The sequence below is a fragment of the Allobosea sp. TWI1241 genome (assembly GCF_039673065.1).
GTDB lineage: Bacteria > Pseudomonadota > Alphaproteobacteria > Rhizobiales > Beijerinckiaceae > Allobosea.
The window spans coordinates 198,181-222,633 of sequence record NZ_JBDJKW010000007.1 but is presented as its reverse complement, the minus strand read 5'-3'; the positions used below and the strand labels follow the sequence as shown (position 1 = coordinate 222,633).

The 24,453-nt window shown below is 70.5% G+C and carries 20 protein-coding genes; 9 read left to right on the top strand and 11 right to left on the bottom strand.

Annotated features, from left to right (window positions below):
- Positions 1–70: 70 nt before the first annotated feature.
- On the bottom strand, positions 71–1,813 hold the full coding sequence (locus ABE438_RS11785; protein ID WP_346502812.1) for a tetratricopeptide repeat protein: 1,743 nt from the start codon (positions 1,811–1,813) through the stop codon (positions 71–73).
- 178 nt (positions 1,814–1,991) lie between these two features.
- On the opposite strand from ABE438_RS11785, the gene aptA reads away from it, so the two are divergent.
- Both aptA and ABE438_RS11775 read left to right on the top strand, forming a co-directional pair.
- Positions 1,992–3,329 carry an omega-aminotransferase AptA gene (gene aptA / locus ABE438_RS11780; protein WP_346502811.1) on the top strand — a complete coding sequence of 446 codons (1,338 nt, stop codon included), beginning with the start codon at positions 1,992–1,994 and terminating at the stop codon, positions 3,327–3,329.
- Positions 3,330–3,518: 189 nt separating this feature from the next.
- Positions 3,519–4,721, top strand: coding sequence for an ABC transporter substrate-binding protein (locus tag ABE438_RS11775; protein WP_346502810.1), 1,203 nt, complete (start codon positions 3,519–3,521; stop codon positions 4,719–4,721).
- 19 nt (positions 4,722–4,740) lie between these two features.
- On the opposite strand, the gene ABE438_RS11770 is transcribed toward ABE438_RS11775, so the two are convergent.
- Together ABE438_RS11770 and ABE438_RS11765 are read right to left on the bottom strand one after the other, a co-directional pair.
- Positions 4,741–5,235 carry a peptide deformylase gene (locus ABE438_RS11770; protein WP_346502809.1) on the bottom strand — a complete coding sequence of 165 codons (495 nt, stop codon included), beginning with the start codon at positions 5,233–5,235 and terminating at the stop codon, positions 4,741–4,743.
- Positions 5,236–5,313: 78 nt separating this feature from the next.
- Positions 5,314–6,087, bottom strand: a complete 774-nt coding sequence (locus tag ABE438_RS11765) for an SDR family oxidoreductase (RefSeq protein ID WP_346502808.1) — start codon at positions 6,085–6,087, stop codon at positions 5,314–5,316.
- A gap of 131 nt (positions 6,088–6,218) precedes the next feature.
- On the opposite strand from ABE438_RS11765, the gene ABE438_RS11760 reads away from it, so the two are divergent.
- Entirely contained in the window at positions 6,219–7,121 is a 903-nt protein-coding gene (locus ABE438_RS11760; protein ID WP_346502807.1) for a LysR family transcriptional regulator, read from the top strand.
- Between the two features lie 51 nt (positions 7,122–7,172).
- Here the strand turns inward: ABE438_RS11760 and ABE438_RS11755 are convergent, their stop codons facing one another.
- The 5 genes from ABE438_RS11755 to ABE438_RS11735 form a co-directional block, all read right to left on the bottom strand.
- Positions 7,173–9,386, bottom strand: a complete 2,214-nt coding sequence (locus ABE438_RS11755; protein ID WP_346502806.1) for a 3-hydroxyacyl-CoA dehydrogenase NAD-binding domain-containing protein — start codon at positions 9,384–9,386, stop codon at positions 7,173–7,175.
- A 172-nt stretch (positions 9,387–9,558) separates the two neighbouring features.
- On the bottom strand, positions 9,559–10,767 hold the full coding sequence (locus ABE438_RS11750) for an acetyl-CoA C-acetyltransferase (protein ID WP_346502805.1): 1,209 nt from the start codon (positions 10,765–10,767) through the stop codon (positions 9,559–9,561).
- A 70-nt stretch (positions 10,768–10,837) separates the two neighbouring features.
- On the bottom strand, positions 10,838–11,326 hold the full coding sequence (locus ABE438_RS11745; RefSeq protein WP_346502804.1) for a hypothetical protein: 489 nt from the start codon (positions 11,324–11,326) through the stop codon (positions 10,838–10,840).
- A 22-nt stretch (positions 11,327–11,348) separates the two neighbouring features.
- A complete protein-coding gene (locus ABE438_RS11740; protein WP_346502803.1) occupies positions 11,349–13,136 on the bottom strand; it encodes an acyl-CoA dehydrogenase C-terminal domain-containing protein in 1,788 nt (595 codons plus the stop codon).
- A gap of 244 nt (positions 13,137–13,380) precedes the next feature.
- Positions 13,381–13,845 carry a MerR family transcriptional regulator gene (locus ABE438_RS11735; RefSeq protein ID WP_346502802.1) on the bottom strand — a complete coding sequence of 155 codons (465 nt, stop codon included), beginning with the start codon at positions 13,843–13,845 and terminating at the stop codon, positions 13,381–13,383.
- A gap of 357 nt (positions 13,846–14,202) precedes the next feature.
- Between ABE438_RS11735 and ABE438_RS11730 the strand changes: the two genes are divergently transcribed.
- The 5 genes from ABE438_RS11730 to ABE438_RS11710 all read left to right on the top strand — a co-directional run bounded on the left by ABE438_RS11730 (position 14,203) and on the right by ABE438_RS11710 (position 21,011).
- Positions 14,203–17,685 (top strand): hypothetical protein, encoded by a 3,483-nt coding sequence (locus ABE438_RS11730; RefSeq protein WP_346502801.1) that lies wholly within the window; start codon positions 14,203–14,205, stop codon positions 17,683–17,685.
- A 135-nt stretch (positions 17,686–17,820) separates the two neighbouring features.
- Positions 17,821–18,750: a sulfite exporter TauE/SafE family protein gene (locus tag ABE438_RS11725; RefSeq protein ID WP_346502800.1), complete on the top strand. Its 930-nt coding sequence runs from the start codon at positions 17,821–17,823 to the stop codon at positions 18,748–18,750.
- Positions 18,747–19,520, top strand: a complete 774-nt coding sequence (locus ABE438_RS11720; RefSeq protein WP_346502799.1) for a TIGR02186 family protein — start codon at positions 18,747–18,749, stop codon at positions 19,518–19,520. Before ABE438_RS11725 ends, ABE438_RS11720 begins: the two co-directional genes overlap by 4 nt.
- A gap of 95 nt (positions 19,521–19,615) precedes the next feature.
- Complete coding sequence (locus ABE438_RS11715; RefSeq protein ID WP_465248601.1) at positions 19,616–19,864, top strand: sulfurtransferase TusA family protein; 249 nt, start codon at positions 19,616–19,618, stop codon at positions 19,862–19,864.
- A gap of 22 nt (positions 19,865–19,886) precedes the next feature.
- Positions 19,887–21,011 carry an Mrp/NBP35 family ATP-binding protein gene (locus ABE438_RS11710; RefSeq protein ID WP_346502798.1) on the top strand — a complete coding sequence of 375 codons (1,125 nt, stop codon included), beginning with the start codon at positions 19,887–19,889 and terminating at the stop codon, positions 21,009–21,011.
- Between the two features lie 18 nt (positions 21,012–21,029).
- Here ABE438_RS11710 and ABE438_RS11705 read toward each other — a convergent pair whose 3' ends face one another.
- Both ABE438_RS11705 and ABE438_RS11700 read right to left on the bottom strand, forming a co-directional pair.
- The gene (locus ABE438_RS11705) at positions 21,030–21,656 is read right to left on the bottom strand and encodes an OmpA family protein (protein ID WP_346502797.1); all 627 of its coding nucleotides are present in this window, start codon (positions 21,654–21,656) and stop codon (positions 21,030–21,032) included.
- Positions 21,653–22,168 carry a DUF2478 domain-containing protein gene (locus ABE438_RS11700; protein ID WP_346502796.1) on the bottom strand — a complete coding sequence of 172 codons (516 nt, stop codon included), beginning with the start codon at positions 22,166–22,168 and terminating at the stop codon, positions 21,653–21,655. The genes ABE438_RS11705 and ABE438_RS11700 overlap by 4 nt, the downstream gene beginning before the upstream one ends.
- 178 nt (positions 22,169–22,346) lie before the next feature.
- Here ABE438_RS11700 and ABE438_RS11695 point away from each other — a divergent pair, with 178 nt between their 5' ends.
- Positions 22,347–23,597, top strand: coding sequence for a peptide ABC transporter permease (locus tag ABE438_RS11695; protein WP_346502795.1), 1,251 nt, complete (start codon positions 22,347–22,349; stop codon positions 23,595–23,597).
- An 18-nt stretch (positions 23,598–23,615) separates the two neighbouring features.
- On the opposite strand, the gene ABE438_RS11690 is transcribed toward ABE438_RS11695, so the two are convergent.
- Complete coding sequence (locus tag ABE438_RS11690) at positions 23,616–24,224, bottom strand: 2-hydroxychromene-2-carboxylate isomerase (protein ID WP_346502794.1); 609 nt, start codon at positions 24,222–24,224, stop codon at positions 23,616–23,618.
- Between the last annotated feature and the right edge of the window lie 229 nt (positions 24,225–24,453).

Sequence of the window (24,453 nt, the reverse complement as noted above, 5' to 3'; positions counted from 1 at the left end):
CAGGATACCCCTCCAGGCCCGCGCTCGCGAGTGGCAGGGGCCGGCAGAGCCGCCGCGATCGTCCCGCGGCCTATTTCCCCGTGATGTTTTGCAGGCCGACCATCGCGATGATGCGCTCGTACACGCTAGGCGCGAAGCCGCGGCGGCGGAAATACAGCCCCGGATCGGTGCCGAACAGCGGTATCCGCTGCCGCAGCAGCGCCAGCGGCGTGTCGAGCTCGGCCTGGTCGCGGGCTTCGGCAGCGACCATGGCGCGGCCGATCAGGCTGAGCGGTCCGTCCTCGGAGCGGAACATCGCGGCATGCGCCTCGGCCTTCCTGCCGTCGCCGACCATGATCGCGCCGAGATAGGCGTAGAAATCGTACCAGGCCGGCCGGCCCTCGCTCAGCGAGATCGCCTTCTCCAGCAGCGGCAAGCCCTCGCCCGGCCGCCCGAGCTGGACGTAGCGGGCGCCGAGATCGGCCATGACGTCCGGGTCGAACGGATTGCGGGCCATCGCCTCGCGGCCGGCCTTCAACCCTTCCTCGACGGTGCCGCGCAGATATTGCGCCTCCATCATCGCCTGATGGGCACGGGCGCTCGACGGCGCCAGGCGCACCGCCGTCACCGCCGCCGCCAGCGCACGGTCGAGCGCCAGGCCCGGCCGTGGCTGGAAGCCGCCGAGATGCTCGTTGACCGTCAGCATGGCGAGTTGCGACCAGGCCGGATGGAAATCGGGATCGCGCGCGATGATGCCCTCCAGGCAATCGAGGGCCGCGACATGCTCGGCCGCCTTCAGCGTGCGGCGCACGTTCAGCGCCAAGGCGAGGCACTCCATGTCGAGCGAGAGCCCGGCATGGCGCAGATCGGCGTGGATGATGCCGAAGGGCTGCGCCAGGCGGATGGCGAGACGTTGCGCGATCTCGCGCATTTCGGTGCCGTCGCCGGGCTGGTCGTCGCGGCGTTCGGTGGAACTGGCCCAGACCACGCGACCGTCGCGGCTGGCGCTGAGCCGGGCGACGCCCTCGATCGCCGGCCCGACGCGCGAGGCGGCGACGGTCAGCACATAGTCGGCCGATACGGCCGCGCGCGCCGCGGCATCCGGCGTCTTGACCACCACGATGTCGTCGAAGCGCGCCATGGTGTCGATGACGTGGCGCGCGAAGGCACGGGTGACGTCCTCCAGCGGCGGATCGGTCTCGGCGACGACCACTGAGACGACCGGCAGCCGGGCGGGCTCCGGCGCGGCGGCGCCGGCCTGGCCCTTCGCGGCCGGCCGCGCCGTGGCGGGGGCCTGCCAAACGGAGTCTGTCCGGGAGGACCACAGCGTGCGGCCCACGAGCATGACGGCCAGCGCGAGCGCCAGCGCGACGAGCAGCCACCACCAGCGGTCGAGGACCCTGCGGCGCGGCGGCGGCGCGATCTCCGGCCAGGCCGCCGGCATGTCGGGCAGCGGGGCGAGAGCCGACGGGGTCGTGCGGCAGAGGAAGACGGGAACATAGGCGCCGACAGGAATGTCGATGCGCACGGGATCGTCGACGCCGTCCGTGGCGTAATACAGGCCGAGCGCCTTGCGCAGGCGGCCGGCCTCGACGCGCACGATCGGATCGCTCTGCGGATCGAACTCGGCCGGGCGGCCGAACGCCTCCACGGCGATCGTATAGCCCTTCACCTCCCCGGCCCGGCCGGCGAGCGTTTGCTCGACGACATAGGTCAGGAAGGCGGCGAGCTGGTTGGCGCCGCGGAAAATATCCGAGCCGAGCACGCGCGCGAGCTGCGCACGCACCGCATCCGGTGACGGCGTCTCCGCTGCCTCCGCACCGGTCTCACTCATGACCATAGGGGTCTGATCCAGTTTCGCCCCCTTCCCCTGAACCTAAGTCAGATTAGCCCCTGCGTCACCTGTATCAGATCGCGGCTCGCCTGGCGCAGGCTAGCCCCGCCCGGCGCAGGATTTACAGCGTGTGTCGCGCTGCTAGGTTGACGAAGTCTCAATCGTCAGGATCCGCCTCATGAACCCGACCGTGCCCGCCGTCAGTTCGCCGAACGATCTCGAAGCCTACTGGATGCCGTTCACGGCGAACCGCTCGTTCAAGCGCAACCCGCGGCTGGTCGCCCGGGCAGAGGGCATGTTCTACTACACGCCGGAAGGCCGCCCGATCATGGACGGCACTTCGGGCCTGTGGTGCTGCAATGCCGGCCATGCCCGCGAGCCGATCATCCAGGCGATCCAGGCGCAGGCGCGCGACCTCGACTACGCCCCGTCCTTCCAGTACGGCCACCCCAAGGTCTTCGCAGCCGCCGCCCGCATCGCGGCGCTGGCGCCGGGCGATCTCGACCACGTCTTCTTCGCCGGCTCGGGCTCGGAAGCGGGCGACACCGCGCTCAAGATAGCCCTCGCCTACTGGAACGTCTCGGGCAAGGCGGCCAAGACCCGGCTGATCGGCCGCGAGCGCGGCTATCACGGCGTCGGCTTCGGCGGCATCTCGGTCGGCGGCATGCCGAACAACCGCAAGTTCTTCGGCTCGCTGCTCACCGGCGTCGACCACATCGCCCATACCTACGACCGCGAGAAGCAGGCCTTCAGCAAGGGCGAGCCGGAGTGGGGCGCGCATCTGGCCGACGATCTGGAGCGCGTGGTCGCGCTGCACGACGCCTCGACCATCGCCGCCGTCATCGTCGAGCCGATGGCCGGCTCGACGGGCGCGCTGCCGCCGCCGAAGGGCTATCTCAAGCGCCTGCGCGAGCTCTGCGACAAGCACGGCATCCTGCTGATCTTCGACGAGGTCATCACCGGCTTCGGCCGTCTCGGCTTCGCCTTCGCCGCCGAGCGCTACGGCGTCGTGCCCGACATGATCACCTTCGCCAAGGGCGTGACCTCGGGCACCGTGCCGATGGGCGGCGTGCTGGTGCGCAAGCACATCTACGACGCCTTCATGAACGGGCCCGACAATGCGATCGAGCTGTTCCACGGCTACACCTATTCCGGGCATCCGCTGGCGGCGGCGGCCTGCCTCGCCACCCTCGACATCTATCGCGACGAGGGGCTGTTCGAGCGCGCCCGCGACCTCGAGGACCTCTGGGCGGATGCGGTGATGAGCCTGAAGGGCGAGCCGAACGTCGTCGACATCCGCACGCTCGGACTAGTCGGCGCCGTCGACCTGGCGCCGAGCGCCGAGGGCGTCGGCAAGCGCGGCTTCGCCACGATCGACAAGGCCTTCGAGGAAGGCCTGATGATCCGCACCGCCGCGGACACCATCGCCTTCTCGCCGCCCCTGATCATCACCGAAAGTCAGATCGACGAGATGATCGGCAAGCTGCGCGAGGTCATCCGCGCGGTCGCCAACTGAGATCGAGGCGCGCAAGCCGGCCGGAACGGTGTTTCCTTCCGGCCGCCCCACACGACAGGAACGACCTCCCGCCGGACACGGTTGCGGGAGGTCGTTTTTATTTGTGCATCGCGATATTGACCGCCGGCCGCGCGGCTTCCTAGACGTTGCGGCTCTCGGCAACCCCTTGCAACCGCTCTCGGAACTCTCATGTCGCTTCGCAGCATCGCCATCGGGCTGGCCGGCCTGCTCTCGCCCTTCCTGATCGCCGGCGCCGTCGCCGACACCACCAAGCCGCTGCGCATCGGCGTCCTCAACGACATGGCCGGGATCTATGCCGACATGGCCGGCCCCGGCTCGGTGATCGCAGCGCAGATGGCGGCCGAGGATTTCGGCGGCAGCGTGCTCGGCCGCAAGATCGAGATCCTGGCCGGCGACCACCAGAACAAGCCGGATGTCGGCTCGGCGCTGGTCAACCGCTGGATCGACGAGGACGGCGTCGAGGTGATCGCCGACATCCCGACCTCCTCCGTGCTGCTCGGCATCCAGGAGATCGGCCGGCGCAAGAACAAGCTGGTGCTGGCCTCGACCGGCGGCTCCTCCGACTTCACCGGCAAGTTCTGCGCGCCGACCGGGATCCACTGGACCTACGACACCTATGCGCTCGCCGTCGGCACCGGGCTGCCGCTGGCCAAGCAGGGCCCATGGTACTTCATCACGGCCGACTACGCCTTCGGCCACGCGCTGGAGCGCGACACCTCAGAGGCGGTGAAGAAGGCCGGCGGCACGATCCTGGGCAGCGTCAAGCATCCGCAGGGCACGACCGACTTCTCCTCCTATCTGCTCCAGGCCCAGAATTCCGGTGCCAGGATGATCGGCATCGCCAGCTCCGGCGCCGACCAGATCGCGACGATCAAGCAGGCGACCGAGTTCGGCCTGCCGCAGACCGGCGTGAAGCTCGCCGGGCTCTATCTCCACATCACCGACATCCACGCCATCGGGCTGCAGGACGCGCAGGGGCTGATCCTGACCCAAGCGTTCTACTGGGACCTGAACGACGAGACGCGCGCCTGGTCGAAGCGCTTCTTCGAGCGCCACAAGGCGATGCCGACCATGGGCCAGGCCGGTACCTATTCGGCGATCATGCACTACCTCGCCGCGGTGAAGGCCGTGGGCTCCACGGACACTGCGACCGTCGCCGCGCAGATGAAGAAGACGCCGGTCAACGACTTCTTCGCCAGGAACGGCGTCATCCGCGAGGACGGCCGCATGGTCCACGACCTCTACGTGCTCGAGGTCAAGAAGCCGAGCGAGTCGCAGTATCCCTGGGACTATCTCAAGCTCGTGCGCACCATTCCGGGCGACCAGGCCTTCCGGCCGCTGTCCGAAGGCGGCTGCCCGCTGGTGAAGTGAGCGGCGACGGCGCGACCGGTCAGGCCCGCCGCAGCTTCTCGTAGCGGGCGATGGCCCGCTCGCGCTTCAGCCGCGACAGGCGGTCGAGCCAGAAGACGCCGTCGAGCTGGTCGATCTCGTGCTGGTGGCAGACGGCGTGGAAGCCCGTCGCCTCCTCGATCAGCTCGGCGCCGTCGAGATCGCGGTAGCGCACCGTGACCTGTGCGAAGCGCTCGATCTCGGCGGTGACGCCCGGCATCGAGACGCTGCCCTCGACATGGCAGATGGTCTCCCGCGAGATCCGGTCGAGCACCGGGTTGACATAGGTGCGCACCGCGCCGGGCTCCAGTTCCAGCACGACGAGACGCAAGGGGATACCGACATGCGGCGCGGTGATGCCGACGCCCGGCGCCGCTCGCATCGTCTCGAGCAGATCGGCCGCGAGCCCGCGCAGCGCCGCATCGAAAACGGTGACCAGCGCCGCCGGCTCCTTAAGCCGGGGGTCGGGAAAGCGGATGACGGGCCTGAGGGGCATCGTATCTCTTCGGTTTCCGGCGGGCACGGCGCCGCTTGCGCCCCCGCCATAGCCGGCGGGAGGCGCCGCGGACAATCGTCACTTGGTGGTGTAGCCGCCGTTCACCAGGATCGTCTGGCCGGTCATCCACCAGCCCTCGGAGACGAGGAAGCGGATAAAGGGCACGATGTCCTCGATATGGGTCAGGCCGGTCGGCGTGAACTTCGAGAGCGCGGCCGCGGTCTTGTGGTAGGCGACCGCGTCGGCGCCTTCCGCCGGGTAGAAGAACGGCGTGTCCATCGGGCCGGGCCCGATCGCCGTCACCGAGATGCCGCGCTCGCCGAACTCCTTGGAGGCCGCGCGGGTGAAGTGCTCGACCGGCGCCTTCATGCCGGCATAGGCGGCATAGAAGGGGGTGAAGGCGCCGAGCAGCGAGGTCACCAGCGTGCAGACCTTGCCATTGTCGTTGAGATGGCGGCCGGCCTCCTTGAGGAAGAAGAAGGCCGACTTGGCGTTGACCGCGGCCATCTCGTCATATTCGGCCTCGCTGATCTCGACGATCGGCTTCTTGAGCACCTTGCCGACGGTGTTGATGGCGATGTCGGGCCGCCCGAAGGCCTGGACCGCCTCGGCGAAGAGCTTTTCGACTGCGCCCGCAGTGGTGAGGTCGGCCTGGAAGGCCGCCGCCTTCGCGCCCGCCGCCTCGACCGCCTTCACCGTGGCCTCCGCCTCGGCGCGCGCCCCGGCGCTGTTGTAGTGGATCGCGATGGCCTTCGCGCCATTGGCGGCGAGGTCGCGCGCGATCAGCGCGCCGAGATTCTTGCCGCCGCCGGCGATGATGACGGTCTTACCCTTGATGCTGTGGTCGGCCATGAGACGCCTCCTTGGCTGGGGGAGCGCGAAGGCGCTCCGTCGTCGGGAAAGGTAGCGGCGGGATTGTCGGGATAAAGCCGGATAAGCTGACATGACTTGTCAGAACGAGCGAACAATGCCGAACTCGGGCGATGGACAGGATCGACCTCTTCGCCACCTTCGTCTGCGTCGTGGACCGCGCGAGCTTCACCAAAGCGGCGGCGACGCTCGGCCAGCCGCGCTCCTCGGTCTCGGCCGCGATCCGCCAGCTCGAGGACCGGCTCGGCACCCGGCTGCTGCACCGCACGACCCGCCATGTCTCGCCGACCCAGGACGGGCTCGCCCTCTATGAGCGCTGCGTCCGGTTGGTCGCGGAGGTCGAGGATGTCGAGGCGCTGTTCCGCGGCGAGGCGGAGGGGCCTGCCGGGCGGCTGCGGATCGACGTGCCGGGCCGCATCGGCCGGCTGATCCTGGCGCCCGCCCTGCCCGATTTCCTCGATCGCTATCCCGGGATCGATGTCGAGCTCGGCGTCACCGACCGGGCGGTCAACCTGATCGAGGACCGGGTGGACTGCGTGCTGCGCGTCGGCCCGCTCGCCGATTCCAGCCTGATCGCCCGCTCGCTCGGAGAACTGGCGCTGATCAACGTGGCGAGCCCGGCCTATCTGGCGCGGCGCGGCACGCCGGCCGGCCCGCAGGATCTGCCAGCGCACCAGGCGGTGAACTACGCCTCGCCGTCGAGCGGGCGGCTCGACGACTGGCAATGGCGGGAGGACGGTCAGTCGCGGGGGCTGATCATGGGCGGGCGCGTCACCGTCAACAGCGCCGAGGCCTCGATCGCCTGCTGTCTCGCCGGCCTCGGCCTGTTGCAGATCCCGGCCTATGACGTGGCCGAGCATCTGGCCGCCGGCGAACTGGTCGAGGTCATGCCCGAGCACCGGGCCGACCCGATGCCGGTCGCCCTGCTCTATCCCCACCGCCAGCACGCCTCGCGCCGGCTGCGAGTCTTCGTCGACTGGCTGGGGCCGCTGCTGCACGAGCGGCTGTTCCGCTGAACTAAGGGGGACCGGCCGGTGGAGCCGGCTGGTCCCCGCATCGTCGGATGGTCAGGCCGCCTCGCCGGCCGCCTTGCGGGCGGCGGCGCCGTAATAGCTCTCGCCCGTCTTGGCCATGCGCTTGAGCTGGCGGTTCGGCTTGAAACGCGGACCGTGCTTCTTCGCCAGCGTCTCGCAGAGCTTCACGAAGGCCGCGGCCCCCATATTGTCGATGAAGGACAGCGTGCCGCCCGACCAGGGCGCGAAGCCGAAGCCGATGATCGAGCCGACATCGGCCTCGCGCGGATCGGTGACGACGCCTTCCTCATTGGTGCGCGCCGCCTCCAGCGCCTGCGTGACCAGAAGGCGCTGCTTCAGCTCCGCCATGTCGACGCTCTCGGGATCGAGGCGCTTGCCGGCGATCTCGGCGAGGCCGGGCCAGAGCCGCTTCGGGCCGCCTTCCGGATAGTCGTAGAAGCCCTTGCGGTTCTTGCGGCCGAGGCGGCCATGGGTCTCGACCAGCGCGGTCAACAGCTTGTCCTGCTGCGGATCGACCGCTTCCGGACCGAGCTGCGCCTTGGTCGCCTTGAGGATCTTCAGGGCGAGGTCGACCGCGACCTCGTCGTTGAGCGAAAGCGGGCCGACCGGCATGCCGGCCTGCCTGCCGGCCGCCTCGATCATCGCCGGCGGCACGCCCTCCATCAGCATCAGATGGCCTTCCAGCAGATAGTTGCCGACGCAGCGGTTGGCGTAGAAGCCGCGCGTGTCGTTGACCACGATCGGCGTCTTGCGGATGGCGCGGACATAGTCGAGCGCCAGGGCGAGCGCCTTGTCGCCGGTCTTCTTCGCGACGATCAGCTCGACCAGCAGCATCTTCTCGACCGGCGAGAAGAAATGGATGCCGATGAAGTTCTTCGGGCGCTGGCTGTGCTGGGCGAGGCCGGTGATCGGCAGCGTCGAGGTGTTGGAGCCGAAGATCGTCTTGGGGCCGATCACGGCCTCGACCTTGGCGATGACCTCGGCCTTGACCTTGGGATCCTCGAACACGGCCTCGATCACCAGGTCGCAGCCCTTGAGGTCAGCATAGTCCGCGCTCGCGGTGATGCGGCCGAGCAGCGCGTCGCGGTCGGCGGTCTTGGCGCGGCCCTTGGCGATCTGGTCGGAGACGAGCTTGTGCGAATGCGCCTTGCCCTTCTCCGCCGCCTCGATGTCGCGATCGACCAGCACGACCTCGAGGCCGGCATTGGCGGTGACATAGGCGATGCCGGCGCCCATGAAGCCGGCGCCGACGACGCCGATCTTCCTGAGCTTCGAGGGCGGCACCTCGGCCGGGCGGCGGGCACCCTTGTTCAGCTCCTGCATCGAGACGAAGAGCGAGCGGATCATCGAGGCCGCCTCCTTCGTCCGCAGGATCTTGGCGAAGTAGCGGCTCTCGACCTTAAGCGCGAGGTCGATCGGCAGCTGCAGCCCCTCATAGACGGCCGAGAGGATGGCGCGGGCCGCTGGGTAGTTGTCGTTGGTCTCGCGGCGATAGATCGCGCTGGCCGGCGGCCAGATCTGCATGCCGGCGGCCGAATGCACCTTGTTGGAGGGCAGCTTGAACTTGGGATCGTCCCAGGGCTGCTTCGCCTGCGGATTGGCGAGCAGCCACTCCTTCGCGGCGGCGACCATCTGCTCGCGCGGCAGCACGGCATGGACGAGGCCCATATTGCGTGCCGGCAGCGCCTTGAGCTGCTCGCCCTTGAACATCATCTGCAGCGCGTCGCCGGTCTGCATCAGCCGGGCGACGCGCTGGGTGCCGCCGGCGCCGGGGAACAGACCGACCTTGATCTCGGGCAGGCCGACGCGCGTCGCCGGATCGTCTGAGAGCACGCGCAGCTGGCAGGAGAGCGCCAGCTCGAAGGCGCCGCCCAGGCAGACGCCGTGCACCGCCGCGGCGAAGGGTTTTCCGCAGGTCTCGAGCTTGCGGTAGAGCTGGCTGAGCTTGCGGCTTTCGTCGAAGAAGCGCTGCATCGCGACCTGCTCGCCCTGCTCCTTCGCCAGCCCGACATAGAGGTCGCGCAGGCCCTGCAGCATTGTGAGGTCGGCGCCGCCGGAGAAGCTCTCCTTGCCGGAGACGATGACGCAGCCCTTGATGGCCGCGTCGGCCGCGACCGCGTCCACGACGGACTCGAGTTCGGCCATGACCTCCGGCGTGATGACGTTCATCGAGCGGCCGGGCACGTCCCAGGTCAGCGTCGCGATGCCGTCGGAATCGGTCTCGAAGCGGAAATTGGTGAGGTTCATCTGAAGTCCTCCCTCGTCATTCCGGGACCGAGCGGAGCGAGGAGCCCGGAGCCCATGAAAACGACGTGCGCTGATGTCTGTAAGGCGGCGGCCGCTGTGCATCCCTCACATCGGCCGGTGATCACGGGTTCCGGGCTCGGCCCTGCGGGCCGCCCCGGAAAAACGGCGAGGCTCATACCCGCTCGATGATGGTCGCGACACCCATGCCGACCGCGACGCACAAGGTCACAAGCGCAGTCTGCTTGCCGGTGCGCTCCAGCTCGTCGAGCGCGGTGCCGAGGATCATCGCGCCGGTGGCGCCGAGCGGATGGCCCATGGCGATGGCCCCGCCGTTGACGTTGAGGATCTCGTCGTCGATGTCGAAGGCCTGCTGGTAGCGCAGCACCACCGAGGAGAAGGCCTCGTTCAGCTCGAACAGGTCGATGTCCTTCGGCGTCATGCCGGCCTTCTTCAGCACCAGCTCGGTGACGTCGACCGGCCCGGTCAGCATCAAGGCGAGGTCTGAGCCGGTGGTGGCGAAGGCGCGGATGCGGGCGCGCGGCTTGATGCCGGCGGCCCTGCCCGCCTTCTTCGAGCCGACGAGCACGGCCGCGGCACCATCGACGATGCCCGACGAGTTGCCGGCGTGGTGGACGTGGTTGACGAACTCGACATCCGGATGCGCAGCGGTCGCGACCGCGTCGAAGCCGCCCATCTCGCCCATCTGGACGAAGGAGGCCTTCAGCGCCGCCAGCGCCTGCATGTCGGTGTTCGGCCGGATGGTCTCGTCACGGTCGAGAATGATCAGGCCGTTGACGTCGGTGACGGGGATCACCGACTTCGCGAAACGCCCCTCGGCCCAGGCCCTGGCGGCGCGCTTGTGCGAGCGCACGGCATAGGCGTCTACATCGTCGCGCGAGAAGCCGTATTTCGTGGCGATCAGATCGGCCGCGACGCCCTGCGGCATGAAATAGGTGTCGATCGCCACCGAGGGATCGACCGCGATGCCGAAGCCCGAGGCCCCCATGCCGACACGGCTCATGCTCTCGACGCCGCCGCCGATCGCCATCTCCTTCTGGCCGGACATAACCTGCGCGGCGGCGAGGTTCACCGCATCGAGCCCCGAGGCGCAGAAGCGGTTGATCTGCACGCCGGGCACCTGCTGGCCGTAGCCGGCCTTGAGCGCGACGGTGCGGGCGATGTCGGCCCCGGCCTCGCCGACCGGATCGACGCAGCCCATGACGACGTCCTCGACGAGGCTCGGCTCGAGCCCATTGCGCTCGCGGATGGCGCGCAGGGTCTGCGTCCCCAACTCGATCGCGGTCACCTCGTGGAGGGAGCCGTCGGCCTTGCCCTTGCCGCGCGGCGTCCTGACATGGTCGTAGATGAAGGCGTCTGCCATGGCGTTCTCCGACTTGTTTGCGCCGATCTCTGGTGGCCTTCGGCCCGGATGGGACGACGACACGATAGAATTATTGTCGACCTATCTCTCCGATCCGGTCGACATCCGCGCGGTTCGATCTCCAGGTGAACTGCTTTGGCAGGTCACGACTTTCCACAAACTGGTTGAACACGTCGATCGCATCCTCGAGCAGCAGGACTTCGTCGGTTCTCACATTGACCTGAAATCCGTTGGTCGTGATGTAGGTCCGTCCGAGCGGCCGGGCCTCGTCGCGGATGCATGCAGCGAAGTGGTCATAACGGTCCGGGCTGACGATAACCCCGCGATCATCGCGCTCGTATCGGCGCCTTTCGATGCAGTAGCGCGGCTGGCCTGTTTCCGGATCCGGACCTCCGGCCGCCTGGACATAATCACCATAATCCTGGTCCTCGGCCAGAATTGCGAAGGCGGGCCCGTCGCCGGGCTTCAGCGCTGCCATGACGTCGACGATATCGTCTTCGCTCGGGTCGATGATAACGGCACCGAACTCGGTGGACAGACGCAAATGCGGCCGAGCCATGGACGAAGACCTCGCGCTGCGCTCAGAACAGCTCCGGCTCCAGCGCCATGGTGGTATCAGCCCCCGCAGTGATCCGCGCCAGATGCGCCGCGGTCTCTGGCAGCGAGCGCTCCATGAAGAAGCGGGCGGTGACCAGCTTGGCCGCGAGGCGCTCGTCGCCGCCGGCGGTGAGCTTCTCCTGCGCGGCCTTGGCCATGAGCGCCCACATATAGCCGAGGCTGACCAGGCCGAGCAGGTGCATGTAATCGTCGGCGCCGGCGCCGGCATTGTCCGGCCTGGCGAGCGCATTGTTCATGAACCACATCGTCGCCTGCTGGAGATGGCCGAGCGAGGCGGCGAGCGGGCCGAGCAGCGGCTTCAGCGCCGCGTCGCCCTCGTTCGCCTTCACGAAGCCGCCGACCTCGTTGAAGAAGGCCATGATGGCGCGCCCGCCGTCGCGGCCGAGCTTGCGGCCGACGAGGTCCATCGCCTGGACGCCGTTCGCGCCCTCATAGATCATGGCGATGCGGGCATCGCGCACGAACTGCTCCATGCCGTGCTCGGCGATGTAGCCGTGCCCCCCGAAGATCTGCTGAGCCTTCACCGCATTGTCGAAGCCGACATCGGTCAGCACGCCCTTCAGCACCGGCGTCATCAGGCCGAGCTGGTCGTCGGCGGCCTGCCGCTCGGCCGCGTCGGCGGAGCGATGCGCCACGTCCGACTTCAGCGCGTTCCAGATCACGAAGGCCCGCGCCGCCTCGTTGAAGGCCTTGATCGACATCAGCGTGCGGCGCACGTCGGGATGGACGAAGAGCGGATCGGCCGGCTTGCCGGGCTCCTTCGGCCCGGTCAGCGCCCGGCCCTGCAACCGGTCCTTCGCATAGGCCACCGCGTTCTGGTAGGCGACCTCGGACTGCGCCAGCCCCTGGATGGCGACGCCGAGCCTGGCCTCGTTCATCATCACGAACATGGCGGCGAGACCGCGATTCTCCTCGCCGACCAGCCAACCGCGGGCGCCGTCATAGTTCATGACGCAGGTGGCGTTGCCGTGGATGCCCATCTTGTGCTCGATCGAGCCGCAAGTGACCTTGTTGTTGGCGCCGACCGAGCCGTCCGCCGCGATCTCGTTGCGCGGCACCACGAAGAGCGAGATGCCCTTGGTGCCGGCCGGGGCCCCCTCGATGCGGGCCAGCACGAGATGGACGATGTTCTCGGTGATGTCCTGCTCGCCCGCGGAGATGAAGATCTTGGTGCCGGTGATGGCGTAGGAGCCGTCGCCCTGCGGCACGGCCTTGGTCTTGATCAGGCCGAGATCGGTGCCGCAATGCGGCTCGGTCAGGTTCATCGTGCCCGACCAGGCGCCTTCTGCCATCTTCGGCAGATAGGTGCGCTTCTGCGCGTCGGAACCATGGACGTTGAGCGCCGCCATCGCGCCCATGGTCAGCCCCGGATACATGGCGAAGGCCATGTTCGCCGACGAGGCGTATTCGTTCATGATCGCGCCGAGCGTGTAGGGCAGGCCCTGACCGCCATACTCCGGATCGAGCGCCAGCCCGATCCAGCCGCCGCCGGCAAAGGCCTCATAGGCCGCCTTGAAGCCCTTGGGCGTCGTCACCGTCCCGTCGGGTTTGCGGGTGCAGCCTTCCAGGTCGCCGCTGCGGTTCAGCGGCTGCAGCACCTCCTCGCAGAGCCTGGCGCCCTCGCCGAGCACGGCCTCGACGAGATCGGGCGTCGCCTCGGCGAAGCCCGGCAGGTTGTTGTAGCGCTGGAACTGGAAGACGTCGTTCAGGAGGAACAGCGTGTCCTCGACGGGCGCCTTGTAAGCCGGCATCGCAACCTCCCGATCTGTCCGTGACCTCGCGCGCGCCTCACGATGCGGCCCGCAGCTTTATTGTTTACATATAAACAGTCTTTCGGGCGAATGCCAAGGGGCGCGAAGCGGCGGCAGCGCGCGACATGCTGGCGCGGGCGGCGCGACGGCCGGAGGATCCCGGCGCGCCGCAACGAAAAAGCCCCGGACAGCGGACTGTCCGGGGCTCGTCATCCTGTCCGCGGCGAGGCCGCCTGCGGCGGGCTCAGCGCGACATGCGCGCCAGGGTCTCTTCCAGCTCGCCGATCGCGGTCTCGATCTCGCCGCGCTGGGTGCGCAGCAGCTCGAGCTGCTCGGCGATCTGCTCGCGGCTGAGGTGCAGGCCGCCGACGGAGGCCGCGCCGTCATGACCGCCTTCGGCCGCCTTGTCCTCTTCGGCCAGCATGGCGCGGATCTCGACCAGGGTGAAGCCGAGCTGCTTGCCCTTGAGGATCAGCGCGAGCCGGACGCGGTCGCGGGCAGAGTAGATGCGGGTCATGCCGTTGCGCGCCGGCGAGAGCAGGCCGCGCGCCTCGTAGAAGCGCAGCGTGCGCAGGGTCACGCCGAAATCGCGCGCGAGGTCGCTGATGGTGAAACCGCTCTCGGCGCCGGCATCGGCGGTGAACGGACTGGGCGCGGCGCGGCCTGCATGCGAGGACGCGGCCGCCAGAGCGAGGCTGTGGCGCGGCATGGGAGCATCTTTCAAAAACACTGTTCGGGCCGAACCGCTCGGGGGGATCGGTTCGTGCTGCACCGCACATAGGCCGCAACGGCACCTTACGTCAGGTAATCCACGCTGCCGCAAGGGTAAGTTACCGTTACGTGGCGTGCCGGAGGGCTGCAGTGCGGGCGAAGATTTCCAAATAATTAACGCCCGGCGGCCGTTTATTAACCGTCCGTTTACCGTGCCCACGAAAAATCCGGTCTGCGAACGAAAGCGGTGCCGGCGTCAACCGGATGGTCATTTCCGCCACGATCGCGACAGGCTCTGCGGCTCAGGGGACCGCGGCGGCCTTTCGGAAACCGGCCCCCGTAGGCGAGCGTGACAATGGCCACTAGCCTGCCCTGGAGCGTGAAGGGCGTCGACCCGCGGACCCGCGACGCCGCGAAGGCGGCCGCGCGCCGTGCCGGCATGACGCTCGGCGAATGGCTGGACAGCAAGATCCGCATCGAGGCCGTCGAGCTGGAGGCACCTGCCGCCGCAGCCCCGGCCGCGCAGCCGCCCGAGCAGCTCGACATCGCCGCGCTTTCGGAGCGCCTGGCCCGCCTGTCGCAGGGCGAGATGCAGACCACGCCGGCCCCGGAGCCGCGCCCGCGGGCCCAGAGCCGCGCCGACCTCTCCCGCGCCGAGCTCGACGCCTTCATCACCCAGGCCGCCATGGCCGAGCGGCTGAGCCGCGACACCGGCGCCCGCACCGCCGGCGCGCTCGATTCGATCGCGCAGTGGATCGAGAAGACCGAGCAACGCCTCGCCGCCAGCGAGCGCGTCACCGCCGAGCGCCAGGAGCGCGCCACCACCGTCATCGCCGACGCCATCAAGACGATGGGCGAGCGGCTGAACGAGATCGAGCGCCGCGCGGTCGAGCCCGCCCGTGCGCCCGCCGCCGCCGCCTCCGCCGCCTCCGCCGCCTCCGAGCGCGGCACCCGCCCCTATCTCAGCCGCGAGGGCCTCGCCGCCGCGGTCTCCGACATCCGCGCCCGCCAGCGCGCGCTCGACGACGAGCCGGCCGGCGCGAGCGAGCGCGAGGCCCCGGCCCGGACGCTCGCCGGACTGCGCGAGGAACTGCGCGCGCTCAGCGTCCGCCTGCCGCAGGCCCAGCCTGCGCCGTCGCCCGAGGACCAGCGCGCCGCCTTCCGCCCGCTCGAGCGCGCCATCGGCGACCTCGGCACCCGGATCGAGCGCCTCGACGGGCGCGACCGGCTCGACAGCGTTCTGAAGCCGCTGGCGCGCATGGAAGCCGAGATCGCGCGGCTCGGCGACGGCCGCTCTGCCGACAATCTCGACCGCTTCGAGCTCGAAATCGCGCATCTGGCCGCCAAGGTCGACGCGCTGGTGGCGCGCGGCGGCGACCAGGCACTGGTCGCGCCGCTGCTGCGTGAGATCCGCGAGCTGCGGGCCGAGGCCTCCGCCCAGACCGGCGGCGCGCGCTTCGACGACATCTCGCGCCAGCTCGGCGCGCTCTCCGGCGAGATCGGCCAGCTGCGTGAGACGCAGCCGGCAGCGCGCGAGCTGCGCACCCTGTCCGATGCGATCCAGGACGTGCGCGAGACGCTGCTCTCCGACCGCACGCAGGGCGCCGACGCCAAGCCGCTCGCCGCCCTGTCGCGGCAGGTCGAGTCGCTGGCGCAGAAGCTCGACACCCTGCCGGCGATGAAGCCCGCGGTGATCGAGGGGCAGATCGCCCAGCTGATCGCCCGCCTCGACGAGATGCAGGCGCTCGGCCGCCCGGCCTCGGATGCGCTGAGCGAGCGCATCGAGGCGCTGGTCATCCGCCTGGAGGACCTGACCGAGCGCTCATCGGACGTGCTCGGCAGCCGCCTGGACGCCCTGCAGCAGCAGATGGAAGCGGTGAGCGGCCGGGATACCGGCGCGATCGAGCGGCAGATCGAGGCGCTGGCCGGGCGCATCGAATCGCTCGCCGCCTCCCACAGCCTCGCGCAGATGGTCGAGGACGGCAGCGGCCCGGTCGCGCGCGTCGACATGCGCCCGGTCGAGGAGATGCTGCGCAATCTCGCGAGCAAGATCGACGAGGCGGGCCGCCCCGGCGCCGGTGCCGATTCCTTCGACGCGCTGGAGCGCCAGATCAGCCGCATCGCCAGCCGCCTCGACGAGGCGGCCGCGACCCGCACCGCCGAGACCGGCATCGAGCGCACGCTGCAGGACCTCGTCACGCATCTGAAGACGATGCGCGAGGACACCGCGGCCGCCGCCGAGCGCGCGGCGCGCGCCGCCGTGGCCGACATCTCGCCGGCCCGGGGCGGCAGCCTCGCCCAGCTCAGCGACCTGATGAGCGGCCTGCACGACACCCATGTCTCATCGGGCCGCCAGACCCAGGACGCGATCGGCGCGGTGCAGCGCACGCTGGAAACCGTGATCGCCCGCATCGGCAATCTCGAGGCCGAGCTCGCCGGCGAGCGCGACCCGTCGCAGCGCGGCCAGGCGGCGAGCCAGCGCCCGGTCATGCCCGGCCTCGACAGGCTGGCCGTGCCGGCCGCCGCCGCGCCCGAGCGCCCCGCGAGCCAGCGCCCCTCGCTGGAGAGCGTCGACCTGCCGCTGGAGCCCGGCTCCGGCCGACCCCGGCTCGACGGGCAGTCTCCCGCCTCGCCGAGCGATCCGGTCGCGGTGCGCCAGAGCCTGATCGCCGCGGCGCGTCGCTCGGCCAAGGCGGCCAGCGAGGCCGCCGCCAGCGCGCCGAGCGTGACGCCGGAGCCGGCGCGCGCCGGCAAGCCCGCCCAGAGCGGCGGGCGTCTCAAGGAGATCATGGAGAAGCGGCGCCGTCCGCTGCTGCTCGGCCTTGCCGCCGTGGTGCTCGCCATGGGCGCGGCGCAGGTCATGACCGGCTCGCTCAAGGACGTCACCCCGGCGCAGGACAAGGCCGGCGCGCTGCAGGCCACCGCGCCGCAGCCGGCCGCCAAGCCGACCGAGACCGTCGGCGAGGCGCCCGCGGCCCCGGCCAAGGACCAGCTCGCCGCCCCTTCGACCGCGCTGCCGCTCGGCACCGGCCCGGCCCAGGCCTCCGGCCCGCTCTCGCTGAGCGGCGACGTCACCGCCGACACGCCGACCACCGTCGCCTCGCTGCCACCGGCCGCCGGCCCGGAGCCGATCGCCGCCGTGACCGGGCTCGGCGACCTGCCGCCGACGCTCGGCACGGCCGGGCTGCGCAAGGCCGCGCTCGCCGGCGACGCCCGCGCCGTCTACGAGCTGGCGACCCGCGCCGCCGACACGCCCGGCACCGTCCGCGATCCGCAGCTGGCGTTGAAGCTGTTCGAGCGCGCCGCCGTCGCCGGGCTCGCCCCGGCGCAGTTCCGCCTCGGCAACATGTTCGAGAAGGGCATCGGCACCACCCGCGACCCGGCGCTCGCCCGCGTCTGGTACGGGCGCGCGGCCGAGAGCGGCAACGCCAAGGCGATGCACAATCTCGCCGTGCTCCATGCCGAGGGCGTCGACGGCAAGCCCGACTACGCCACTGCCGCACAGTGGTTCCGCCGCGCGGCCGAGCTCGGCGTGCGCGACAGCCAGTACAACCTCGCCATCCTGCTCGGGCGCGGGCTCGGGGCGCCGGCCGACATGGCGCAGTCCTATCGCTGGTTCGCCATCGCCGCGTCCCAGGGCGACGAGGACGCCGCCCGCAAGCGCGACGAGGTCGCAGCCCGCCTGCCGGCGGCCGAGCTCGCCGGCGCCAAAGCCGCCGCCGAAAGCTGGAAGCCGAAGGCGCTGGAGGCGGTCGCCAACGAAGTCGCCGCGCCGGCCGAGGGCTGGGACAGCGCGCCGACCCCGCCGAAGAAGCCGGCGCGCCCAAGTCGCGGCTAACGCCGCGGCCCGGCCGCCACGCCAGAGAAAAACCAGCTCCGAACCGGGTAAATCCGGAAAGGTTTTGGTTCTATCGTCACCGTTTGGACGCCTTCGCATGGCTAAGGCGTCGGACGGACGACGGGATTTAGTCGGGTGCAGATCTATCTACCGATTGCAGAACTGCCGATCAGCATCCTGCTGGTGCTCGGCCTGAGCGGAGCCGTCGGCTTCATCTCGGGGCTGTTCGGCGTCGGCGGCGGCTTTCTGCTGACCCCGCTGCTGATCTTCCTCGACATCCCGCCGGCCGTCGCGGTCGCCACCGTGGCGGCGCAGGTCGCGGGCTCCTCGACCACCGGAGTCCTCACCTATTGGCGCCGCAACGCGCTCGATTTGCGTCTCGGCGGCGTGCTGGTCGGCGGTGGCATCGTCGGCACGGTGCTCGGCGTCCTCTTCTTCAACTCGATGCGCCGCCTCGGCCAGCTCGAGCTGGTGATCAACCTGTCCTATGTGACGCTGTTCAGCTTCATCGGCGGGCTGATGCTGTTCGACGCGATCCGCGCGGCGCTGAAGGAGCGCGGCGGCCGCCCGGCCCGCCTGCGCCGCAAGGCCGGCAGCCATCCGGCCTGGATGGGGCTGCCGCTGCGCATGCGCTTCTACCGCTCGCAGCTCTATGCCAGCGTGCTGCCGATCGCGGGGCTGGCGGTGGTGATCGGCTTCATCGGCGCGGTGCTCGGCGTCGGCGGCGGCTTCATCCTGGTGCCGGCGCTGCTCTACTTCTTCCGCATCCCGCCGGCGGTGGTGGTCGGCACCTCGCTGTTCCAGATCCTCGTGACCATGACCGGCGCGACGATCCTGCACGCGGTCACCAACCAGTCGGTAGACATCATCCTGGCGATTCTGCTGCTGATCGGCGGCGTGATCGGCGCGCAGTTCGGCGGGCGCGCCGCGCGCAACCTCAATGCCGGCTCGTTCCGCCTGCTGCTGGCGCTGCTGATCCTCTCGGTCGGGCTGCGCTTCGGCGTCGAGCTGTTCCTGCCGCCGAACGACCCCTATTCGGTCGTGCTGCCGGAGAGCGCGCGATGACCCGCCGGCTGCTCTGCGCCCTCGTCGCCGGTCTCGCCTGCGCCCTCCAGGCCGCGCCGGCCGCGGCCGAGACCCTGATCGCGGCGCTGTCCTCGCACCGCATCACCATCTCCTCGAACTATACCGGCGCGCAGCTCACCGTGTTCGGGCTGGTCGAGCGCGAGGGGCGCACCGCGGCCCGCGGCGACCCCTACGACATCGTCGTCACGGTGCGCGGCCCGCCGCGCATGCTGATCGTGCGCGAGAAGGAGCGCGTCGGCCCGGTCTGGATCAACCGCCAGCAGCGGCGCTTCCCCGAGCGGCCGATCTATATCTCGGTCGCCAGCAACCGGCCGATCAAGGAGATGTTCTCCGAGGACGTGGCCCGGCGCGAGCGCGTCGGCCTCGCCAATGCCCAGCGCGTTCCCTCCGGACAGGCCTTCGAGTTCGGGATCGGCCCCTATCGCGACGCGCTCATCCGGCTGATGCAGGACAAGGAGCTCTACGCACAGGACGAGCGCGGCGTGACCTTCCTGTCGCCCTCGCTGTTCAGCGCGCCGATCCGGGTGCCGGCGACGGCGCCGACGGGCTCCTACGAGGTCGAGGTCGTGCTCTATGCCGGCGGCGTGCCGCTGGCGCGGCAGACCACGAATTTCGAGGTGGTGAAGACCGGCATGGAGCAGAGCCTGGCCTCGGCCGCGCATGAGCGCTCGCTACTCTACGGCATCATGACGGCCGCGCTCGCCCTGCTGTTCGGCTGGCTCGCCACCGTGATCTTCCGCCGCGACTGAGCCCGCGCCGCGTCGAAACGCGCGGTTGCCGGGCGGCGACGGCCCGTCCTATGAAGACGGGGTCCGACCGGCCGAGCCGCCGAAAGCCCGTCTTCATGACCATGCCCACCCTTGCTTCGCCGACGCCGCTCGACCTGCGCGGTCTGAAATGCCCGCTGCCGGCACTGCGCGTGCGCAAGGCGCTGGGCACGGCGCGGCCGGGCGACCTGCTGGTCGTCACCTGCACCGACCCGATGGCGGCCATCGACATTCCCAGCCTGATGCGCGAGGCCGGGGCCAGCATCGAGCACAGCGCGGCCGAGGGCGAGCTGCTCGTCTTCCACATCCGCAAGGCCGCCGCCTGATCCCCGACCGAGGAGGCCGACCATGGCCCTGAGCCGAAACGACGTGATGCGCGCCCTCGAGCTGGTGAAGCTGCCGGCCGGCGGCCAATCGCTGGCCGCCTCCGGGCGCATCGGCGACGTGCTGATCGACGGCGGCAAGGTGATCTTCGCCATCGGCATCGACGCCACGGAGGCGCAGGCGATGGAGCCGGTGCGCAAGGCGGCCGAGAGCGCGGTCGGCGGCCTGCCGGGCGTGAGCCAGGTGCTTGTCGGCCTCACCGCCGACAAGCCGGCCGGAGCTGCGCCCTCGGCGGCGGCGCAGGCGCGTCGCCAGGCCCAGGCCGGCCCCGGCGGGGCGGTGCCGAAGGCGGCCGGCGTGCCGGGCGTGAAGCAGATCATCGCGGTGGCGAGCGGCAAAGGCGGCGTCGGCAAGTCGACGACCACGGCCAATCTCGCGGTCGGCCTGTCGAGGCTCGGCCTGCGCGTCGGCGTGCTCGACGCCGACATTTACGGCCCTTCGGTGCCGAAGATCTTCGGCATCAGCGGCAAGCCGCGCGTGGTCTCCGGCCGCACTTTGGCGCCGATGGAGGCGCATGGGCTCAAGATCATGTCGATCGGCTTCCTCGTCGACGAGGAGACGCCGATGATCTGGCGCGGGCCGATGGTGATCTCGGCCATCACCCAGATGCTGCGCGAGGTCGCCTGGGGCGAGCTCGACGTGCTGGTGGTCGACATGCCGCCCGGCACCGGCGACGCGCAGCTGACCATGGCGCAGCAGACGCCGCTGGCCGGCGCCGTCATTGTCTCGACGCCGCAGGACCTCGCTCTGCTCGACGCGCGCCGCGGCGTGGCGATGTTCCGCAAGGTCGAGGTGCCGATCCTCGGGGTCGTCGAGAACATGAGCTATTTCGTTTGCCCGGCCTGCGGCCACCGCTCGGACATCTTCGCCCATGGCGGCGCCCGCCACGAGGCGGAGCGGCTCGGCGTGCCCTTCCTCGGCGAGATCCCGCTCGCCATGCCGATCCGCGAGACCTCGGATGGCGGCCGGCCGATCGTCGCGAGCGATCCCGAGAGCCCGCACGCCAAGGCCTATCTGATGCTGGCGCGGCAGGTTCAGGCGCAGCTCGCCGGCACGCCCCGCCAGGCGCCGCGCATCGTCATCGAGTGAGGCGGCGGCGCGGCCGGCTCACTCCGTCCGGCGCAGCAGGATCTCGACGCGCCGGTTGCGGGCCCGCCCCTCGGGGCCGGCATTGACCGCGATCGGCTCGGCGGCGCCGTAGCCCTGCACCGACAGCCGCGAGGCGTCGGCGAGATGGGTGCCGAGCAGGCCCGCCACCGCTTCCGCCCGCGCCCGCGACAGGCTGTCCGCATCGGGAAAGGCCGACCCCTTGGGCAGCGGCCGGTCGTCACCATGGCCGCCGACGCGCACCGGCCCGCCCTCCCGCTCGGCGAGCGCGGCGATGCGCCGGCCGAGATCGGCGAAGCCGTCGAGCAGGGCCGCTTGTCCCGGCGCGAAGCTGGCGGCCTCGGCCACCCGGATCGCGACCCAGCCGCCATAGCGGTCGACCGTGACGGCACCGGCCCGGATGTCCTGCACGAGCCCCGAGCGGAGGCGGCCTAGCTGGCCCGTATCCGCAGCGGCCGGATCGGCGGCGGCGGGCGATGCCTGCGCCGTCGCCGTGGCGGTCTCGCCGTCGCCGGCCGGCCAGATCAGAAGGATGACGAGCCCCAGAAGGATGAGGGCGGCGGCTCCGCCCGCCAGCAGCAGGTGGCGCGGGGCGGCAGGCGCCGCGCGCGGCAGGGCCGACCTCACGCGCGGCCCGTCGCCGTCAGCGCCCAGCGGGCCACCGGCTCGACATCCGGCGGCAGGCGCTGCCAGTCCTCGCCGGCGAAGGCCTCCCAGTCGACGAGATGATCGCGGCGGACGGCGGTGAGCAGCGGCCGGCCGGAGAGGCAGCCGGCGGCGATCTCGGCCCGCAGGCCGTGGCCGAGCGCTTCCTGCTTGCCGAAGCGATTGACCAGGACGAGGTCCACGCCCTCGCTGAGCGCGCGCGCGACCGCCCCGCCCGCCTCGGCCAGGCCGGCCGCGTCGAGGCGGCAGCCCGTGCCGCCGGCGCCGCGGGCCTGGCTGATCGGATAGAGGGTTCCGGAAGCGACGTCGACGAGCGCCATCTCGTCGCAGACGCCGTCGCAATCGCCGGAATTCCGCTGGACGACGCCGCCGAGGCGCAGCGAGCCCGCCTTCAGGCGCTCGACCACCTGCGCCATCAGGCTGTCGATGGCGAAACCCTGCTCGTAGACGATGGCGGCGAAGGACGGTGTCATGACACCCTCTTCTTCTCACGGAAGCCGCGCGAGCGTCCAGAGTCAGGCGGGCGAGAAGCCGCGGCACTGTTGCGCATCCCCTACAGCCCTGGCGCGGAACAGGCGCTAGGGTCCGCATCGGGACGGTTGCCGGTGGAGTTTCCGGAGAGGAGATCCCGTGCCTGGACAGCCATCGCCGATGAACCGCCCGTCTCAAACCATGCTCGATCCCGCCGCCGACGCCGCGCTGCTGCTGCGCCGCATCGGCTTCGCCATCCTGGCGCTGGTCCTGCCGCTCGCCTCGCTGATCTCGCGCCGCGCCGCGGTGATCCTGGTGCCGATCGGCGTGGTGCTGCTGGTGATCGCCGCGCTGATCGAGGCGCCGCGCTGGTTCGGCGCCAATCTCAAGGGCTCGCTCACCAGCCGCCCGGGCCTGATCCTGCTCGGCCTCGTCGGCTGGGCGGTGCTCTCGCTGGTCTGGAGCCCGTTCACCGGCTCGGCCAGCGACAAGGCCGCCAATCTCTTCCTGGCGATCGGCCTCGGCTTCTCCGGTGCCGCTGCGCTGCCCGAGCGCATGCGCGCCTCGAACCTCAACCTGGCGGCGCTCGGCACCGGCCTGGCCTCGATCCTGGCGATCGGCCTGCTGCTGACCGAGACGCTCGGCCCCTCGGGCGCCCGCGCCACGGACGCCGCCGGCAGCGTCGAGCGCGGCGTCAGCGTCATCCTGATCATGTCCTGGCCGGCCCTGGCCTGGCTGCTCTCGCGCGAGCGCGGCCTGACCGCGCTCGGCCTCGCGCTGGTCGTCGGCGTGCTCGCCGTCACCCGCTACGAGGACGGCGAGGCCGCCGCCATGCTGTTCGGCGCGATCGCCTTCGGCGTCGTCGCCGCCAATCGCCGCTTCGGCGCGCGGCTGGTCGCGGCCGTCACCGCCTCGCTGATAATGCTGGCGCCGCTGCTGCCCTTCCTGCTGCTGCCCTTCCTGCGGCTGGTGCCGAACGCCTTCAGCACGGTGGCGCTCGGCCTCGACATCTGGGCCGACATCATCTCGACGCGGCCGATCCAGCTCATCACCGGCCATGGGCTCGACACGGTGCTGCGCGGCCGCATCACCGGCGTGCTGCCGCTGGAGGCGCCGACCACCATCCTGTTCGAGACCTGGTACGAGCTCGGCCTTGTCGGGGCGAGCACAGCGGCACTGGCGCTGTATTTCGCCATCCGCGCCGCGGGCCACATGCCGGGCGCGCTCGCGGCCGGCGGCGTCGCCGCCTATGTCACGGCTTTCTCGCTGGCGGCGCTCGGCTTCGCCTCGTTCCAGACCTGGTGGCTGATGACGCTGACCGCCGTCGCGCTGCTGTTCACCGCGATCGCACGCGGCCAGTACCGCACCGAGCGCCCGGTGGCGCCGCTGACGCGGCGCCCCAAGGCGCCGGTCGTCCCCAGCGTGCAGTAGCGGATCGGCGCGGGCGCCTCAGCGCCCGTCGCGGGCCCAGGCCAGGGCTTCCTCGAGCCGGTCATTGCCCCAAAACAGCTCGCCATCCTCGGTGACGAAGGTCGGCGCGCCGAACATGCCGAGCGAATTGGCGAGCTCGGTCTCGGCCTTGAGCCGCGCCTTGACGTCGCCATTGCGCGCCGCGGCCAGCGCCACGGACGGGTCGGTTCCGGCCTCGCGCAGCGCCGCGGTCAGCACCGCCTCTTCGGCGATGTTGCGCCCCTCGCAGAACTGGGCGCGGAACAGCGCCTTGGAGAAGGCCGGCAGCCAGCCGGCCTCGCGCCCGGCCATGGCGACGCGCGCCGCCGAGAGCGCGTTCTGCGGAAAGCCCTCCGGCATGACGATGGCGTAGCCGTCGCGCGCGGCGCTGCGGGTCACGTCGCGCCACAGATAGCGGGCCTTGTTGGCGGACAGGCTGAAGGGCGCCTTGCCATTACCCTGGGCGGCGAAGATCGCGCCCAGCAGGAAGGGCCGCCAGCGGATCGCGACGCCGGCCTTGTCAGCCAGCTCCTCGATGCGCAGCGCGCTCAGGCAGGAATAGGTCGAGGCGAACTCGTACCAGAAATCCAGAACGGGACGATTCGCCATCAGGCCTCCATCTTCGGCCCTCGCCCGCGCGAGTCCGCACTTCTCGACCAGGGCGACCGGCCCCCAACGGAGGGCGTGTTTCGCCCGCGCGGGAGCGGCCTCGTGCTCAGCCCATTTCCAAACGACGCACGACCGATCAAAAGGTTCCGATTGCGTCGCCGGTAGGGCTGGGATAGTGCGCCCTTGAGTCCGAATTGCGGCCGTCTGGCGCCGCGATCTCACATGAAGA

Coding starts and splice junctions, on each gene's coding strand:
- ABE438_RS11785 (WP_346502812.1), bottom strand. CDS start 1,813: ATGAGTGAGACCGGTGCGGAGGCAGCGGAGACGCCGTCACCGGATGCG.
- aptA (WP_346502811.1), top strand. CDS start 1,992: ATGAACCCGACCGTGCCCGCCGTCAGTTCGCCGAACGATCTCGAAGCC.
- ABE438_RS11775 (WP_346502810.1), top strand. CDS start 3,519: ATGTCGCTTCGCAGCATCGCCATCGGGCTGGCCGGCCTGCTCTCGCCC.
- ABE438_RS11770 (WP_346502809.1), bottom strand. CDS start 5,235: ATGCCCCTCAGGCCCGTCATCCGCTTTCCCGACCCCCGGCTTAAGGAG.
- ABE438_RS11765 (WP_346502808.1), bottom strand. CDS start 6,087: ATGGCCGACCACAGCATCAAGGGTAAGACCGTCATCATCGCCGGCGGC.
- ABE438_RS11760 (WP_346502807.1), top strand. CDS start 6,219: ATGGACAGGATCGACCTCTTCGCCACCTTCGTCTGCGTCGTGGACCGC.
- ABE438_RS11755 (WP_346502806.1), bottom strand. CDS start 9,386: ATGAACCTCACCAATTTCCGCTTCGAGACCGATTCCGACGGCATCGCG.
- ABE438_RS11750 (WP_346502805.1), bottom strand. CDS start 10,767: ATGGCAGACGCCTTCATCTACGACCATGTCAGGACGCCGCGCGGCAAG.
- ABE438_RS11745 (WP_346502804.1), bottom strand. CDS start 11,326: ATGGCTCGGCCGCATTTGCGTCTGTCCACCGAGTTCGGTGCCGTTATC.
- ABE438_RS11740 (WP_346502803.1), bottom strand. CDS start 13,136: ATGCCGGCTTACAAGGCGCCCGTCGAGGACACGCTGTTCCTCCTGAAC.
- ABE438_RS11735 (WP_346502802.1), bottom strand. CDS start 13,845: ATGCCGCGCCACAGCCTCGCTCTGGCGGCCGCGTCCTCGCATGCAGGC.
- ABE438_RS11730 (WP_346502801.1), top strand. CDS start 14,203: ATGGCCACTAGCCTGCCCTGGAGCGTGAAGGGCGTCGACCCGCGGACC.
- ABE438_RS11720 (WP_346502799.1), top strand. CDS start 18,747: ATGACCCGCCGGCTGCTCTGCGCCCTCGTCGCCGGTCTCGCCTGCGCC.
- ABE438_RS11715 (WP_465248601.1), top strand. CDS start 19,616: ATGACCATGCCCACCCTTGCTTCGCCGACGCCGCTCGACCTGCGCGGT.
- ABE438_RS11710 (WP_346502798.1), top strand. CDS start 19,887: ATGGCCCTGAGCCGAAACGACGTGATGCGCGCCCTCGAGCTGGTGAAG.
- ABE438_RS11700 (WP_346502796.1), bottom strand. CDS start 22,168: ATGACACCGTCCTTCGCCGCCATCGTCTACGAGCAGGGTTTCGCCATC.
- ABE438_RS11695 (WP_346502795.1), top strand. CDS start 22,347: ATGAACCGCCCGTCTCAAACCATGCTCGATCCCGCCGCCGACGCCGCG.
- ABE438_RS11690 (WP_346502794.1), bottom strand. CDS start 24,224: ATGGCGAATCGTCCCGTTCTGGATTTCTGGTACGAGTTCGCCTCGACC.